The sequence below is a fragment of the Thermomonas aquatica genome (assembly GCF_006337105.1).
In the GTDB taxonomy this organism is placed as follows: Bacteria; Pseudomonadota; Gammaproteobacteria; order Xanthomonadales; family Xanthomonadaceae; genus Thermomonas; species Thermomonas aquatica.
Genome location: NZ_CP040871.1, coordinates 1,912,792 through 1,928,014, shown reverse-complemented (window position 1 = coordinate 1,928,014; position 15,223 = coordinate 1,912,792). Strand labels below are relative to the sequence as shown.

13 protein-coding genes and 1 pseudogene are annotated in these 15,223 nt (G+C 68.4%); 8 read left to right on the top strand and 6 right to left on the bottom strand.

The window, feature by feature from the left end; translation table 11 throughout:
• Positions 1–14: 14 nt before the first annotated feature.
• The 5 genes from hemB to FHQ07_RS09130 all read right to left on the bottom strand — a co-directional run bounded on the left by hemB (position 15) and on the right by FHQ07_RS09130 (position 5,484).
• Positions 15–1,007 carry a porphobilinogen synthase gene (hemB, locus tag FHQ07_RS09150; RefSeq protein ID WP_139716515.1) on the bottom strand — a complete coding sequence of 331 codons (993 nt, stop codon included), beginning with the start codon at positions 1,005–1,007 and terminating at the stop codon, positions 15–17.
• A 73-nt stretch (positions 1,008–1,080) separates the two neighbouring features.
• Positions 1,081–2,757: a PA domain-containing protein gene (locus tag FHQ07_RS09145; RefSeq protein ID WP_139716514.1), complete on the bottom strand. Its 1,677-nt coding sequence runs from the start codon at positions 2,755–2,757 to the stop codon at positions 1,081–1,083.
• Entirely contained in the window at positions 2,750–3,157 is a 408-nt protein-coding gene (locus FHQ07_RS09140) for a post-PEP-CTERM-1 domain-containing protein (RefSeq protein ID WP_139716513.1), read from the bottom strand. Before FHQ07_RS09140 ends, FHQ07_RS09145 begins: the two co-directional genes overlap by 8 nt.
• Positions 3,158–3,614: 457 nt before the next feature.
• Positions 3,615–4,622: a chorismate transformation FkbO/Hyg5 family protein gene (locus FHQ07_RS09135; protein WP_425476963.1), complete on the bottom strand. Its 1,008-nt coding sequence runs from the start codon at positions 4,620–4,622 to the stop codon at positions 3,615–3,617.
• Between the two features lie 28 nt (positions 4,623–4,650).
• A complete protein-coding gene (locus FHQ07_RS09130) occupies positions 4,651–5,484 on the bottom strand; it encodes a glycosyltransferase family 2 protein (RefSeq protein ID WP_139716512.1) in 834 nt (277 codons plus the stop codon).
• Between the two features lie 118 nt (positions 5,485–5,602).
• On the opposite strand from FHQ07_RS09130, the gene FHQ07_RS09125 reads away from it, so the two are divergent.
• Positions 5,603–7,909, top strand: a complete 2,307-nt coding sequence (locus FHQ07_RS09125) for a S9 family peptidase (RefSeq protein WP_139716511.1) — start codon at positions 5,603–5,605, stop codon at positions 7,907–7,909.
• A 60-nt stretch (positions 7,910–7,969) separates the two neighbouring features.
• On the opposite strand, the gene FHQ07_RS09120 is transcribed toward FHQ07_RS09125, so the two are convergent.
• Positions 7,970–8,689, bottom strand: coding sequence for a glutathione S-transferase N-terminal domain-containing protein (locus FHQ07_RS09120; protein WP_139716510.1), 720 nt, complete (start codon positions 8,687–8,689; stop codon positions 7,970–7,972).
• Positions 8,690–8,821: 132 nt separating this feature from the next.
• Between FHQ07_RS09120 and FHQ07_RS09115 the strand changes: the two genes are divergently transcribed.
• From FHQ07_RS09115 to FHQ07_RS09085, 7 genes and pseudogenes are all read left to right on the top strand, one after another.
• On the top strand, positions 8,822–9,445 hold the full coding sequence (locus FHQ07_RS09115) for a TIGR00645 family protein (protein WP_139716509.1): 624 nt from the start codon (positions 8,822–8,824) through the stop codon (positions 9,443–9,445).
• A gap of 34 nt (positions 9,446–9,479) precedes the next feature.
• Positions 9,480–11,671 (top strand): annotated as a pseudogene (uvrD, locus tag FHQ07_RS09110) (DNA helicase II).
• A gap of 22 nt (positions 11,672–11,693) precedes the next feature.
• Positions 11,694–12,323 (top strand): 16S rRNA (guanine(527)-N(7))-methyltransferase RsmG, encoded by a 630-nt coding sequence (gene rsmG / locus FHQ07_RS09105; protein ID WP_139716508.1) that lies wholly within the window; start codon positions 11,694–11,696, stop codon positions 12,321–12,323.
• A gap of 73 nt (positions 12,324–12,396) precedes the next feature.
• Positions 12,397–13,197 carry a ParA family protein gene (locus FHQ07_RS09100; protein ID WP_139716507.1) on the top strand — a complete coding sequence of 267 codons (801 nt, stop codon included), beginning with the start codon at positions 12,397–12,399 and terminating at the stop codon, positions 13,195–13,197.
• Positions 13,194–14,132, top strand: coding sequence for a ParB/RepB/Spo0J family partition protein (locus FHQ07_RS09095; RefSeq protein WP_139716506.1), 939 nt, complete (start codon positions 13,194–13,196; stop codon positions 14,130–14,132). The genes FHQ07_RS09100 and FHQ07_RS09095 overlap by 4 nt, the downstream gene beginning before the upstream one ends.
• A gap of 13 nt (positions 14,133–14,145) precedes the next feature.
• A complete protein-coding gene (locus tag FHQ07_RS09090; protein ID WP_139716505.1) occupies positions 14,146–14,877 on the top strand; it encodes a glycosyltransferase family 2 protein in 732 nt (243 codons plus the stop codon).
• A 20-nt stretch (positions 14,878–14,897) separates the two neighbouring features.
• Positions 14,898–15,221 (top strand): lipid-A-disaccharide synthase N-terminal domain-containing protein, encoded by a 324-nt coding sequence (locus FHQ07_RS09085; protein WP_139716504.1) that lies wholly within the window; start codon positions 14,898–14,900, stop codon positions 15,219–15,221.
• The last annotated feature ends 2 nt before the right edge of the window (positions 15,222–15,223 follow it).

The window sequence follows — 15,223 nt, the reverse complement described above, 5'->3', positions numbered from 1 at the left end:
TTGGTGGCGTGGCGTCAGTGTGCCTCGTGCAGCCAGCGTGCCGCATCCAGCGCGAAATACGTGAGCACGCCATCGGCGCCGGCGCGCTTGATGCTGGTCAGCGCCTCCAGCGCGCAGCCGCGCTCGTCGAGCCAGCCGTTCCGCGCGGCGGCCTTGAGCATCGCGTACTCGCCGCTGACCTGGTAGACGAAGGTCGGCACGCCGAACTCGTCCTTCACCCGGCGCACGATGTCGAGATAGGGCAGGCCCGGCTTGACCATCACCATGTCCGCGCCTTCGTCCAGGTCCAGCGCGACCTCGCGCAGGGCCTCGTCCGAATTCGCCGGATCCATCTGGTAGGTGGTCTTGTTGCCCTTGCCCAGCGCGCCGGCCGAGCCCACCGCATCGCGGAACGGGCCGTAGAACGCGCTGGCGTACTTGGCGCTGTAGGCCAGGATGCGGGTATGGATGAAGCCCTCGCCTTCCAGTTCGTCGCGGATCGCGCCGATGCGCCCGTCCATCATGTCGCTGGGCGCGACCACGTCGGCGCCCGCGCGCGCATGCGACAGCGCCTGCTTGACCAGCGCCTCCACGGTTTCGTCGTTCATGACGTAGCCGCCGGCATCGACCAGCCCGTCCTGGCCGTGGCTGGTGTACGGATCCAGCGCCACGTCGGTGATCACCCCGAGTTGCGGGAAGCGCGCCTTCAGCGCGCGCACCGCGCGCTGGCACAGGCCATCCTCGTCCCAGGCCGCCTCGGCGGTCAGCGATTTCGCCTCCGGCGCGGTGACCGGGAACAGCGCCAGCGCCGGCACCTTCAGCTCGCTGGCCTGTTCGGCCACGCGCAGCAGCTCGTCGATCGACAGGCGTTCGATCCCGGGCATCGAGGCGATCGGCTCGCGCCCCTGCAATTCATGGACGAACACCGGGTAGATCAGGTCGTTGGCGGTCAGCACGGTCTCGCGCATCAGCCGGCGCGAAAACTCGTCGCGGCGCATCCGCCGCGGGCGGGTTGAGGGGTAGGTCATGCGCGCAGTTTACCCCTGCGCAAAAAAAACCGGCGCCTTGCGGCGCCGGTTGGTGTTGCGCGGTCGTCCGGGATCAGCGACCCCAGTTGTCCGACGTGCGGCGGGCGCAGGTCTGGATCTTGCTCTTCTGGGTGCCGTTGATCAGCCCATCCGTGTACAGCTTGCTCGCATAGGCGTTCATGCAGCTGTAGTACGTCGTGCGGGTCGCACCGATCTTGCAGGTGGCGTCGGCGCCGGCGATGTTGGCGCCGATAGCGATGCCGCCATCGGCGGCGGCCGGCACGCCGGTATCGCATATGCCGTTGAACAGCTTGGTATTGCCATTGTTCATCGGCCAGCCGATGTCGCGCAGCAGCGCCGGGGTCAGATCGAGCGTAAGCTGGGCCTGGACTTCCGGCGAATCGAACGGTTCCATCAGCGCATCCGGGTGCAACACAGTGTCGAAGTGCGAGAAGGTCGAGCCCGGGGCGACCACCCAAGGCGAGTAGAGGCGGGTGCGGCCGTTGGTATCCATGCCGGCCAGAGTGACCGGGCCCAACACCATGCCGCCGGTGATCGGGGCGTTGGCTTTGAATGCGATGCCGTCGACTTGCTGCACGATCACCGAGGGGATGGTGATGGTCGGATCGGTGCCACCCATGGCGCCCCAAGTGCTTGCGCTGTTCAGCACGACCACAGCGGTGGCGCCAGCGAGCTGCGCATTCTTCACCTTGACGGCGAAGCCGCAATACCCGCGGTCGACCATTGCGATCTTGCCCGCGATGGCAGCGGCATTGGTGAACGGCGAGCAGCCATCCGTTGTTGTCCCGGGCAATCCGGGCGGAACGGCCGGTTCGACCACATCGGTGGCAAGCACCCATTGCCCATTGAAATTGGCAGGAGTCGGGGCGGGACCGAAGCTGGCGGTGTAGAAGCCGTAATCGCGCGCCATCGCCGCAGGCGCAGACACATGCAACGCAAGGGCATTCTGGTAGTTCGAGTCCAGCAACAGCGCCGCCTGCTGATTGACATTGGCACCGGTCCACACGGTGGCGCCATTGGTTCTCATCGCGATGGCGCGCTGGGTGTTGGTCATGGTCGGATCGCTGAACAGCATGCCCGTGATGTTGTCGCGGGCCTTCGCCGAATAGACGTCCGGGCCGCCGAGGAACAAGGCGCCAGTCGTCTTGTTGAGGAATCCAGCGGCTCCAAGTCCATGGGCAATTTCGTGCATCACCACATTGAGGAAATTGATCTTGCCCGCCGGGGTATTGCCGTCCAGACCGTAGTACCAGCCCGAGCCAGCGAGGCAGTTCGCGGCGCCCAGGGCGCCATTGAACTGCGAGTTGATCGCAGGGGCGCCTGGGTTCTGCTCGCTGCCGTAAAGGGCGTTGACCAGCGCACCGGGGCGCCAGGGATCGGCGGCGGTGCCGGTAGGCAAGTTGTAGTCGAGCGGCGACACCCAATTCGCACCGGCGGAGCCAAGCACTGCGGACGTCGCGGTGCAGGTCAAGGGCGCAAATTTTGCCGACACGACCACAGGTGCATTGCTGCCCAGGACGCTGCCCCATGTGCTCAGCGCATGACGATAAACGAACTGGCGCTGCGCCCCGATGGTGGTGCCGGTGTTGCCACCAACCGGTGCAGCGGGGGTGGGATCGTTGAGGCCGACGTTTGCGGGATCTGCATTGAACAATTGCAGGTCGGCGGCCTGGGCAATGCCACAGGAGAGCGAAATGGCCAGCGCGGGCGCGAGAAGGCGCTTATTCATTCGCGGCCTCCACGGCACCCTGCAGGGGCTGGCCATCGTGGCTGACGATAACCTTGCCATCGGCGCCGATGGTCGCGTGGATTTCGATCATTTCAGACTCGGGCAGATAGGTGATGTAACGGCCGTTGACGATTTCGGTGGTTACGCCTTCCTTGGCGGCGACCTTGCCCTTCGCCATTGCGGCGGCTGCCTTCCGGTTCTTGGCGGTGAGGACATCCAAATTGGCGCTTTCCGCCGCAGTCAGGCGACGCAGCTTGCCGGTCTTGGGATCAATACCAACCTTCATGCCGCTGTCGGCGGTCAAGTTGTTGTCGGTGTTCTGGACCTGCTGCGGTTCCGCGGCAAGCGACGTGCCGGCGAACAACAATCCGCCCAGCACGATCAGGGTCGTGGCTTTCATTTCTGGAATGTCCTCTGCTTGTAGCAACGGGCTTGGAGCGGGGATGTCCCGTCAAGCGTGGTTTTCACGTTTTGCCAGAGTTCCCCCCTGACGGGGCGAGTGTGCAATGACCGTCGCGGTTTCACAACATGTCCACAAGGCTGAATGGGCATATCCACTGTTGCGGATCGTGAACGGTTTGAACCAGGCATGCCAGGCAGAGCGCAGCGCCGCCGCCGCGATCAGGTTGCCGTTGGGAGGCGGCCGGCTGGCGCGGTCGAGATGATGTGCCCGCCGTGACGAGGACGAGGCTCCGGCAGCGGCGGGGCCAGCAGCCGTTGGCTTGGCGATGCAGGAATGGCCGGGAGCGGCGCCGGCACCATCAGGCCAAGGCGACGAAACCCACGCCGATCGCCCTCGTTCGCTTCCCCGCCACGCGCGGCATGCGCCTGCCGCCCGGTCGCGGCGAGTCCGTGGCTCAGGCGTGGGTGCCGTCGATCTCCACCGCGAGCTCGCGCCGGCAGACCTGCCCGTGCAGGACGATCCGCGGCACCGCCGCCGGCAGGCGTGCCTCGAGCAACGCGGCGACCTGCGGCAATGCGGCGGCATCGCGCACGTAGACCTTCAGGCGCGAGTCGGCGCCGAAGTGCGTCGCCAGCGCGGGGCGGCGCGCGCGCGCGGTGGCGACCAGACTGTCGAGGTTGGCCAGGGTCTCGTCCAGTTGCGCCGCCGGCGAATCGCCGTGCTGCGAGGCATGCCCGACCACCGCGGCGGTACCCGACAGCAGCAGCGGCATGCCGGCATCCGCCGGCAGCATGGCGCGGGCGAAGCCCGGCGCCTGTGGACCGTATTGGCGCGGGTAGCGCCAGGCCTGGGTCTGGCGCGGATTCTCCAGCGGGATGCCGGCATCGCGCGCCGCCAGCCAGTACAGCTGGAAGCGGCTGCTGCGCCGCGGATGACCGATCGCGGTGGCGGCCGGCAGTTCGCCCGGCGCCAGTTCGCGGCCGATGCCGCGCGCGCGACCCACGCAGAAACGGCGATAGCGCTCGTCATCGCCCTCGCCCTCGGTGATCGCATCCATGTAGTTCCAGATCCGCAGCGGGTGCGGATAGTCGCCGCGCGCCAGCCAGGCTTGCAGGCGCGCATACGCGGCGGCGGCGGCGGATTCGATGTCTCCCTGCTCGTCGATTTCCAGCGCGCCGAACTGCAGCAGGCCATCCGCGCTCCAGGCAATGCCCGCATCGCGCCCGCATTGCACGTCACCGGCCACGAACCAGCACTCGAACGGCGCATCGCCATGGGCTTGCAGGGCGACATGCAGGTAGCGCGGATCGGCATGGATGGCAGCTGCCGCATCGCCGAAGCCGAACACGGCGAGCAACCTCGGATCGGCCAGCAGCGCGTCCAGCGGATCGCACCGGTATTCGACGCGCAAAGCGGCGGGGCGTGGGGCGGTGTCGGTCATGGCAGGCATCGGGGCGCGGATGATAACGCGCGGCCCGCGGGCGACCGGCTCAGCGTGGCTGCGCCAGCGGCGAGGCGGCGGCGAATTCGCCGGACGGGTCGTCGATCACCGGCGGATTGGCGCGCGCGCGCCTGTGCACCTGCCACAGACCGCCGCGGCGCACGCACTGCAGGACGATATGGCTGGTGATCCGCCACAGGTCGCGCAGCGGGCGGAAATGGCTGGGGCGGAAATCGGGCGCGCCGTGGACCTGGTTGTAGCGCGCCTCGATCGGCACCGACACGCAACGCGTGCCCAGTTGCTGCGCGGCGGACATCACGATCTGCGCCTCGAACACGAAATCCTCGCCCGGGATGCCGCTGCAACCCAGCCGGCAGACCGCGGCCGGGTACAGGCGCTGCCCGCTCTGGCTGTCGGCGACCTGGTAGCCGGTGCCCCAGGCGATGCCCCAGTCGCCGAACTGGTTCGCCAGCCGGCGGTAGGTGGGCTGGTTGGCGCGCTTGCGCAGGCGTGCGCCGATCACGATCCAGCCGGGGTAGCGGTTGGCGGCGGCGAGCAGGCGCGGGATGTCGTCGCCGCTGTGCTGGCCGTCGCCGTCCATCGCCACCACGGCGTCGAAACCCTGCCGCAGCGCTTCGGCGAAACCGTCGCGCAGGCCGGCGCCCTTGCCCATCCGGCTGGGGTGGCGGAGCACGGTGACCGGCAGGTCGGCCACCGCTTCGGCGGTGCCGTCGTCCGATCCGTCGTCGACCAGGATCACGTTCGGGCAATGCCGCAACGCGCCTTCGACCACCTCGCGGATGCGCAATGCCTCGTTCAGGGCCGGGATGACCACGGCGATGCGGTCGGGCGCCAACGCCGGGGATGTGACGGTGTTCTCCATGCGCGCAAGTATGCCAGCCATGCCGTTCGTCACGCGCCAGCGCGGCGCGGCGCGCGCTAGCATCGCCCGATTGCCCGCGGGGCCGGTTGCCAGCGGGCGCTGAACGACGAGGATCGGGATGGATGCGAAATACTGGCTGTTGGGAACCCTGCTGGTGACTGGCGCGGGCGAGGCGATGGCGCAGGTGACCGCGGCCGACTACGAACGCGCGGCGCGGATGCTGGGCGACCGCACCGCGCCGTTGCTGGACCATGCCGTCAGCGGCGCGACCTGGCTGGACGACGGCAGCCTGGTCTATCGCGAGCGCGCCAATGGCGTCGAGCGCGTCCTCCGCCTCGACCCGGCCACCGGCAAGTCGACCGCCGCCTTCAACGCCAAGGCGCTGGCGGACGCGATGAACCTGGCCGCCGGCGGCAAGGGCAAGCCGGTGCTGGCGGAGAAGTTGCCGCCGCTGCAGGTCAGCCGCAATGCCGATGGCAGCCTGCGGCTGGCCGGCATGCAGGGCGCGTTCCGCTGCAACGACGACGGCTGCAGCGCGCTGGAAGGAGCGAAGGGCGGCGGCGAACCGGGCAGCACCTCGCCCGACGGCAAGCGCGAGGCCTTCGTCCGCGACTGGAACCTCTGGCTGCGCGATCTCGCCAGCGGCAAGGAGACCCAGCTCACCTTCGACGGCAAGCCCGACTACGGCTATGCCACCGACAACGCCGGCTGGAAACACACCGACGAGGCGATCCTGGTGTGGTCGGCGGACGGCAACAAGATCGCCACCTTCCAGCAGGACCAGCGCAAGACCAGCACCATGACCCTGGTCGGCACCAATGTCGGCGCGCCGAAGGTCGAGCAATGGAAGTATCCGTTCGTCGGCGACAAGGACGTGACGATGATCGAACGCGTCGTCATCGACCTGTCCGGCGCCGCGCCGAAGACCGTGCGCCTGCAGATGCCGGCCGACCAGCACCGTTCCACCTGCAGCGACGACATCGCCTGCGACAACGGCTGGGAAGACGTGCAGTGGGCGAACGACGGCAAGACCCTGGCCTTCGTCAGCACCGACCGCGGCCACAAGTCCGCCACCCTGCGCGTGGCCGATGCCGCCACCGGCAAGGTCCGCGACGTCTACACCGAAACCGTGAAGACCCAGTACCAGAGCGCGCCGGCGCTGTCCTCGGTGAACTGGCGCTACCTGCCGGAGAGCAACGAGTTCCTCTGGTTCAGCCAGAAGTCCGACTGGGGCCACCTGTACCTGCACGACCTCGCCAGCGGCAAGCAAAAGCGCCCGCTCACCGGCGGCGACTGGAACGTGGCCCAGGTCGCGCATGTCGACCAGGCCTCGCGCACCATCTGGTTCCGCGGCGTCGGCCGCGAGCCCGGGCGCGATCCGTATTTCGTCCACTACTACAAGGTCGGCATGGACGGCGGCGACGTCGTCCTGCTCACCCCGGAAAACGCCAACCACGACATCACCGTGTCGCAGGACGGCAAGCGCTTCGTCGATGCGTACTCCACCACCAGCGCGCCGCCGGTGGTGGTGGTGCGCGATGCCGACGGCAAGCAACTGGCCGAACTGGCGCGCGCCGACACCGCCCGCCTGAAGGCCGCCGGCTGGGTCGCGCCCGAGGATTTCACGGTCAAGGCGCGCGACGGCAAGACCGAGCTGTACGGCCTGATGTTCAAGCCGTCCAACTTCGATGCGAACAAGAAGTACCCGATCGTCACCTACATCTATCCGGGCCCGCAGGTCGGCTCGGTCGGCAAGCGCGGCTTCGCGCCCTCGCGCGGCGACCACCAGGCGCTGGCCGAACTCGGCTTCGTCGTCATCGCCCTAGACGGCATGGGCACCCCGTTGCGCAGCAAGTCGTTCCAGGACGCGTGGTACGGCAACATGGCGGACAACACCCTGCCGGACCAGGTGGCCGCGCTGAAGCAGCTGGCGGCGAAATATCCGTGGATCGACGCCACCCGCGCCGGCATGTGGGGCCATTCCGGCGGCGGCAACGCCACCGCGACCGCGATGTTCCGCTACCCGGACGTGTACAAGGTCGGCATCTCCGAATCCGGCAACCACGACAACCTCAGCTACGAGGACGACTGGGGCGAGCGCTATCACGGCCTGATGGAGAACAAGGCCGACGGCACGAACAACTACACCGGCCAGGACAACGCCGGCTACGCCAAGAACCTCAAGGGCAAGCTGTTCCTGCTGCACGGCCTGATGGACGACAACGTGCCGCCGCAGTCCACCCTGCTGGTGGTGGATGCGCTGGTGAAGGCGAACAAGGACTTCGACCTGCTGCTGCTGCCGAACGCGCACCACGGCTACGGCAAGGACAGCTACTACGTCATGCGCCGGCGCTGGGACTACTTCGTGAAGAACCTGCTCGGCGCGGAGCCGCCGGCGCAGTTCGAGCTGAAGCCGGCGATGTAAGGCGGGAACGCCGAAGGACAGGCACGACGGCGCCCGCGGGCGCCGTCGTCGTTTCTGGCGTCAGCGCGCGCCCTGACCGAACAGGATCTTCTTTTCTTCGTCCGAGAGTTCCTTGCCGGCCTGCGGATTGACCTGCTTCGACAGCGCATACGCGCGCTGCGTCGCCGGGCGGGCGCGGATCGCCGCCTGCCAGCGCCGCACGTTGGCGAACGGCGCAAGGTCCAGCGGCGCCTTGTCGTACGGGCTGATCCACGGATAGCAGGCCATGTCGGCGATGCTGTATTCGCCGCCGGCGATGAAGTCGCGGCCGTGCAGCTGCTTGTCGAGCACGCCGAGCAGGCGTTCGCTCTCCTTGCGGTAGCGTTCCTTCGCGTAGCCGATGTCGACCGGCGCATACACATTGAAGTGACCGTACTGGCCGGTCATCGGGCCCAGCCCGGCCATCTGCCAGAACAGCCACTCGTTGACGACGATGCCTTGGCGCAGCGCGGTGCCGGCATCCGCACCATCGGCGATGCCAGTGAAGCGCCCGGTCTTGCCGGCCAGGTATTGCAGGATCGCCCCGGATTCGAAGATCGAGATCGGCGCGCCGCCGTCGGCCGGGGCATGGTCGACGATCGCCGGCATCTTGTTGTTCGGCGAAATCTTCAGGTAATCGGCATCGAACTGCGCGCCCTTGCCGATGTCGACCGGCACGATGCGGTACTCCAGCCCGGCCTCTTCCAGGAACAGGGTGATCTTGTGCCCGTTCGGGGTGGGCCAGTAATGCAGGTCGATCATCGACGGGATCTCCAACGTGGGCCGCCACCTTATCGCCGCGGATGTGTCGATGCCGGCAACGCTGCGTTGCACGCGCTTGGCAGGGTCGGCCGTGCCCGCTACCCTGCGCGGGATTTTTCGCCAGAGCCGCCCATGTCCGCCGACCACGATAGCCGCCTCAATCCGCTGCCCGCGCTGATCTTCTCCTCGCGCTGGCTGCAGCTGCCGCTGTACCTGGGCCTGATCGTGGCGCAGGGCGTGTACGTGATCCTGTTCCTGAAGGAGCTGTGGCACCTGGTGCACGGCGCCACCAGCCTCAGCGAGCAGGACATCATGCTGCTGGTGCTGGGCCTGATCGACGTGGTGATGATCAGCAACCTGCTGATGATGGTGATCGTCGGCGGCTACGAGACCTTCGTCTCGCGGATGCGCCTGGAGCGCCACCCGGACCAGCCGGAATGGCTGAGCCACGTCAACGCCAGCGTGCTCAAGGTCAAGCTGGCGATGGCGATCATCGGCATCTCCTCGATCCACCTGCTGAAGACCTTCATCGAAGCCGGCACCCTGGGCGGGCTGCCGCTGTGCGGGACGCAGGCGGCGTTCGAGGCCGCGCAACTGGCGCTGCAGTCGGGCTCCGGCGGCGCCTGCACCAAGGTCACCCAGGCCGGGGTGATGTGGCAGACCATCATCCACACCATCTTCATCCTGTCGGCGCTCGGCATCGCCTGGACCGACAAGGTGATGAGCGCGGTGCCGGGCAAGCGCGCCGCGCACTGAGGTTTCGATCCATGCGCGCCGGTAGAATGGCGCGATGGATGTCTCCCACCTCCTCGACGGGCTGAACCCGGCCCAGCGCGAGGCCGTGTCCGCCGCGCCGGGCCACTATCTCGTCCTCGCCGGCGCCGGTTCCGGCAAGACCCGCGTGCTCACCCACCGCATCGCCTGGCTGCACGAGGTGTTCGGGGTGCCGATGCACGGCATCCTCGCGGTGACCTTCACCAACAAGGCGGCCGGCGAGATGCGCGCGCGCATCGGCGCGCAGCTGGGCGGCGAGCCGCGCGGGATGTGGATCGGCACCTTCCACGGCATCGCCCATCGGCTGCTGCGGCTGCACTGGCAGGAAGCGAAGCTGCCGGAAAGCTTCCAGGTGCTGGATTCCGACGACCAGCAGCGCCTGGTCAAGCGCGTGGTACAGGCCCTGGAGATCGACGACAGCCGCTTCCCGCCGCGGCAGATCGCCTGGTGGATCAACGCGCAGAAGGACGAGGGCCGCCGCCCGCAACACATCCAGCCCCCCGCCAACGACGAGTGGAGCGACGTGATGCTGCGCGTGTACGCGGAGTACCAGGCGCGTTGCGAACGCGCCGGCCTGGTCGACTTCGCCGAGCTGCTGCTGCGCGCGCATGAGCTGCTGCGCGACACCCCGGCCTTGCTTGCGCACTACCGGCACCGCTTCGGCCAGTTGCTGGTCGACGAATTCCAGGACACCAACGCCATCCAGTACGGCTTCGTGCGGCTGCTGGCGGGCGATAGCGGGCAAGTGTTCGTGGTCGGCGACGACGACCAGGCGATCTACGGCTGGCGCGGCGCCAAGGTCGAGAACGTGCAGCGTTTCCTGCGCGATTTCCCGGGCGCGGTCACCCTGAAGCTGGAACAGAACTACCGCTCCAGCGCCAACATCCTCAATGCCGCGAACGCGGTCATCGCCCACAACGACGACCGCCTCGGCAAGCAGCTGTGGACCGATGCCGGCGAGGGCGAGCCGATCGACCTGTACGCGGCCTACAACGAGGTCGACGAGGCGCGTTACGCGATCGAACGCATCGCGCAGTGGGTGCGCGACGGCGGCAGCTACGGCGAAGCCGCGATCCTGTACCGCAGCAATGCGCAGTCGCGCGCCTTCGAAGAAGCGCTGCTGGCGGCGCAGATCCCGTACCGGGTGTACGGCGGCATGCGCTTCTTCGAACGCGCCGAAATCAAGGATGCGCTGGCCTACCTGCGGCTGGTCGCCAACCGCGACGACGATGCGGCGTTCGAGCGCGCGGTCAACACGCCGACCCGCGGCATCGGCGAGCGCACCCTGGACGAAGTGCGCCGTTGCGCGCGCGAACACGGCGTCTCGCTGTGGCGCGCGGTGCAGCGCGTGTGCACTGAAACCGTGCTGGCCGCGCGCGCGCGCAATGCGCTGGCAACCTTCGAGACCCTGATCGATGCGCTCGCCGCGGAAACCGCGGAGATGCCGCTGCAGGAAAAGATCGACCATGTGCTGGCGCGCAGCGGCCTGCGCGTGCACTACGAGAACGAATCGCGCGGTTCGCTGGATTCGCGCACCGACAACCTGGACGAACTGGTCTCGGTGGCCTCGCGCTTCCGTCGCGGCGACGACGAGGAAGCCGCGGCGCTGACCGAGCTGGTCGCCTTCCTCAGCTACGCCGCGCTGGAGGCCGGCGAAGGGCAGGCGCAGGCCGGCGCCGACGGCGTGCAGCTGATGACCCTGCACAGCGCCAAGGGCCTGGAATTCCCGCTGGTGTTCCTGGTCGGGCTGGAGGAAGGCCTGTTCCCCAACATGCGCTCGGCCGAAGAGCCCGGGCGCATGGCCGAGGAACGCCGGCTCGCTTATGTCGGCATCACCCGCGCGCGCCAGCAGCTGGTGCTGAGCCATGCGGAAAGCCGGCGCATCCACGGCAGCGACATGTACGGCCTGCCGTCGCGCTTCCTGCGCGAGATCCCGAAACCCTTGCTGCGCGAGATCCGCCCGAAGCCGCAAGTCGCGCGCGGGGTTACGCCACGCAGTCGAACCGCTTCACCCCACGCGACCGCGGCCACGCGGCGATCGAAGCGCCAGCGATCCGGCTCGGCGCCAATGTGCGCCACCCGACCTTCGGCACCGGCTTCGTCACCGACGTCGAGGGCAGCGGCGCGCACGCGCGGGTGCAGGTGAACTTCGAGGATGCCGGCAGCAAGTGGCTGGTGCTGGCCTACGCCAACCTCAGCCCGGCATAGGCGGCGCACCTACAATGCGCGCATGAACGACCTACGCCCCGACCTCGAGTCCGGCCTGCGCCAACTCCAGCTTGATGTCGCGCTGGCCGAGCCCCTGCTGGCCTACCTGGCCCTGCTGGCGCGCTGGAACGCGACCTACAACCTGACCGCGATCCGCGATCCGCGCGAGATGCTGGTCAAGCACCTGCTGGATTCGCTGGCGATGCACGCGCACCTGGACGGCATCGCGTCCCTGGCCGACCTCGGCACCGGGCCGGGCCTGCCCGGCATCCCGCTGGCGATCGCGCGGCCGCAGCTGCGGGTGACCCTGGTGGAGAGCAACGGCAAGAAGGCGCGCTTCCTGCGCGAGGCAGCGCGCCAGCTGAAGCTGGGCAACATCGAGGTCGCCGAATCGCGGATCGAGGCCTTCGATGCGCCGGGCCGCTTCGACGCGATCACCGCGCGCGCGCTGGCCACCCTGCCGCTGATCCTGGCGCTGGGCGGCCACCTGCTGGCCCCGGGCGGGCGCCTGCTGGCGATGAAGGGCGTGCTGCCCGAGGACGAGATCGCCGCCCTGCCCGCCGGCTGGCGGGTCGCGGCGGTGCACCCGCTGCAGGTGCCGGGGCTGGAGGCCGAGCGCCACCTGGTCGAAATCGTGCGGACGCCGGGCTGAGGCATAATCGACGGCCGCGTGCCGTTCGCCGGCACGCCCCCGCGCCAACACTCCCGAAGGAAACGCACGCCGCATGGCCCGCATCATCGCCATCGCCAACCAGAAGGGCGGGGTCGGCAAGACCACGACCGCGGTCAACCTGGCCGCATCGCTCGCCCGCGCGCCCAAGCGCGTGCTGCTGGTCGACCTGGATCCGCAGGGCAACGCGACCATGGGCAGCGGCGTCGACAAGCGCGAGCTCGAGGCCTCGATCACCGACGTGCTGCTGGGCGAAGCGCAGGCGCGCGAGGTGATCGTGCGCTGCGAGGACGGCTACGACCTGCTGCCCGGCAACATCGACCTGACCGCGGCCGAGATCCGGCTGATGGACGCGGCCGGCCGCGAGCAGAAGCTCAAGCAGGCGCTGGAAACGGTGCGCGCCGGCTACGACTTCATCATCGTCGACTGTCCGCCCTCGCTGTCGCTGCTCACCCTCAACGCGTTGAACGCCTCCGATTCGGTGCTGGTGCCGATGCAGTGCGAGTACTACGCGCTGGAAGGCCTGAGCGCGCTGCTCGACACCATCGAGGCGCTGAAGGGCCGGCTCAACCCGCAGCTCGAGATCGAAGGCGTATTGCGCACCATGTACGACGTGCGCAACAACCTGGCCAACGCGGTCTCGGCCGAACTCACCAACCATTTCGGCGAGCTGGTGTTCCGCACCATCATCCCGCGCAACGTGCGCCTGGCCGAGGCGCCCAGCCACGGCCAGAGCATCATCGGCTACGACAAGGCCAGCCGTGGCGGCGTGGCCTACCTGGGCCTGGCCGGCGAACTGCTGCGCCGCCAGCGCGAGCGCGAACAAGGCAACGCCAGCAAGGAGAAGGCCGCATGACCGCCGGCAAGGACGCTGCGAAAAGCGCGGCCAAGAAGCGCGGCCTGGGCCGCGGCCTGGAAGCCCTGCTCGGCCCCAAGGCCGCCGCCGAGGCGCCGCCGCTGCAGGCGATGCCGGGCGACCAGCTGCGCACCCTGCCGGTGGATGCGATGGTCCCGGGCAAGTTCCAGCCGCGGCGCTCGATGGATGACGCGCGGCTGGAGGAACTCGCGTCCTCGATCAAGGCGCAGGGCGTGATCCAGCCGATCGTGGTGCGCGAACACATCGGCGCCGGCGGCAAGGGCGGCCGCACCTACGAAATCATCGCCGGCGAACGCCGCTGGCGCGCCTCGCAACGCGCCGGCCTGACCGAAGTGCCGGCGGTGATCCGGGTGGTCGACGACCGCACCGTGGTGGCGATGGCGCTGATCGAGAACATCCAGCGCGAAGACCTCAACCCGCTGGAGGAAGCGCAGGCGCTGCAGCGCCTGATCGACGAATTCGACCTGACCCATGCCGCCGCCGCCGAGGCGGTGGGCCGCTCGCGCGCCGCGGTCAGCAACCTGCTGCGCCTGCTCGAACTGCCGGCCGAGATCCGCGTGCTGGTGCAGACCGGCGCGCTGGAAATGGGCCATGCGCGCGCCCTGTTGTCGCTGGCGGTGCCGATGGCGATCTCGCTGGCCAAGCAGGCCGCCGAACACGGCTGGTCGGTGCGCGAGGTGGAGCATCGCGTGCAGCAGCTGGCCAGCGGCAAGGTGCCGGCGGCGAAGAAACCGGCGGCGGCGAAACCGAAACCGCAGGCCGACATCCTCGCGCTGGAGCGCGAGCTGTCGGAAACCCTGGGCAGCCGGGTGGACGTGCAGCACGGCCGCGGCAACAAGGGCAAGCTGGTGATCCACTACGGCAACCTCGAAGCACTCGACGGCGTGCTGGAACGCCTGCGCAACAAGTCCTGAGGTCGAGCAGCCCATGAGCGCAACGCCGCAGCTTTCGGTCGTGGTGCCGGTGCACAACGAGGAAGACAACGTCGCCCCGCTGGTCGGCGAGATCGTCGCCGCGCTGCGCGGCAAGATCGACTTCGAGATCGTCTACGTCGACGACACCTCGAAGGACGCCACGCTGGCCCGCCTGCGCGAACTGCAGGCGACCGTGCCGGAATTGCGGGTGATCCGCCACCTCAGCAACGCCGGGCAGAGCACCGCGGTGCGCAACGGGGTCAAGGCCGCCCGCGGCGCATGGATCGCCACGCTTGATGGCGATGGCCAGAACGACCCCGCCGACATCCCCAAGCTGGTCGAAAAGCGCGATGCCGGCGACGCGCAGACCAAGCTGTACGCCGGTTGGCGGGTGAACCGCCAGGACTCCGGCAGCAAGCGCTGGGCCTCGAAGTGGGCGAACGCGATCCGCAGCCGCATGCTGCGCGATTCCACGCCGGACACCGGCTGCGGGATCAAGCTGTTCGAGCGCGAAGCCTTCCTCGACCTGCCCTACTTCGACCACATGCACCGCTACCTGCCGGCGCTGATGCAGCGCGCCGGCTGGAAGACCGTCAGCGTGCCGGTCAACCACCGCCACCGCACCGCCGGCGTGTCCAAGTACAACAACCTCAACCGCGCGCTGGTCGGGATCAAGGACCTGCGCGGCGTGGCCTGGCTGATCCTGCGCAGCCGCCGCACCGCGGTGGAAGAGTTGCCGCGATGATCGCATCGGCGCCGGATGTCATGAATACCGCCATCCCGTGGCTGGAATGGACCGGCATCCACATGTCGCCGTGGAAGCTGATCGGCCTGGTCGGCGCGCTGATGTTCGGCGGCCGCTGGCTGGTCCAGTTCATCGCCAGCAAGCGCCACGGCAAGCCGGTGATCCCGCGCCTGTTCTGGTACATGAGCATCCTCGGCAGCCTGATGACGCTGGCCTATTTCATCTTCGGCAAGAACGACGCGGTCGGCATCCTGCAAAACCTGTTCCCCAGCTTCACCGCCTGCTACAGCCTCTATCTCGACATCAAGCACCGCGGCTGGCACCGCGACCGCAACGACCATTGAGC

Excerpts from the sequence above, each read along its gene's own strand:
- hemB (WP_139716515.1), bottom strand. The coding sequence starts at position 1,007 with ATGACCTACCCCTCAACCCGCCCGCGGCGGATGCGCCGCGACGAGTTT.
- FHQ07_RS09145 (WP_139716514.1), bottom strand. The coding sequence starts at position 2,757 with ATGAATAAGCGCCTTCTCGCGCCCGCGCTGGCCATTTCGCTCTCCTGT.
- FHQ07_RS09140 (WP_139716513.1), bottom strand. The coding sequence starts at position 3,157 with ATGAAAGCCACGACCCTGATCGTGCTGGGCGGATTGTTGTTCGCCGGC.
- FHQ07_RS09130 (WP_139716512.1), bottom strand. The coding sequence starts at position 5,484 with ATGGAGAACACCGTCACATCCCCGGCGTTGGCGCCCGACCGCATCGCC.
- FHQ07_RS09125 (WP_139716511.1), top strand. The coding sequence starts at position 5,603 with ATGGATGCGAAATACTGGCTGTTGGGAACCCTGCTGGTGACTGGCGCG.
- FHQ07_RS09120 (WP_139716510.1), bottom strand. The coding sequence starts at position 8,689 with ATGATCGACCTGCATTACTGGCCCACCCCGAACGGGCACAAGATCACC.
- FHQ07_RS09115 (WP_139716509.1), top strand. The coding sequence starts at position 8,822 with ATGTCCGCCGACCACGATAGCCGCCTCAATCCGCTGCCCGCGCTGATC.
- rsmG (WP_139716508.1), top strand. The coding sequence starts at position 11,694 with ATGAACGACCTACGCCCCGACCTCGAGTCCGGCCTGCGCCAACTCCAG.
- FHQ07_RS09100 (WP_139716507.1), top strand. The coding sequence starts at position 12,397 with ATGGCCCGCATCATCGCCATCGCCAACCAGAAGGGCGGGGTCGGCAAG.
- FHQ07_RS09095 (WP_139716506.1), top strand. The coding sequence starts at position 13,194 with ATGACCGCCGGCAAGGACGCTGCGAAAAGCGCGGCCAAGAAGCGCGGC.
- FHQ07_RS09090 (WP_139716505.1), top strand. The coding sequence starts at position 14,146 with ATGAGCGCAACGCCGCAGCTTTCGGTCGTGGTGCCGGTGCACAACGAG.
- FHQ07_RS09085 (WP_139716504.1), top strand. The coding sequence starts at position 14,898 with ATGAATACCGCCATCCCGTGGCTGGAATGGACCGGCATCCACATGTCG.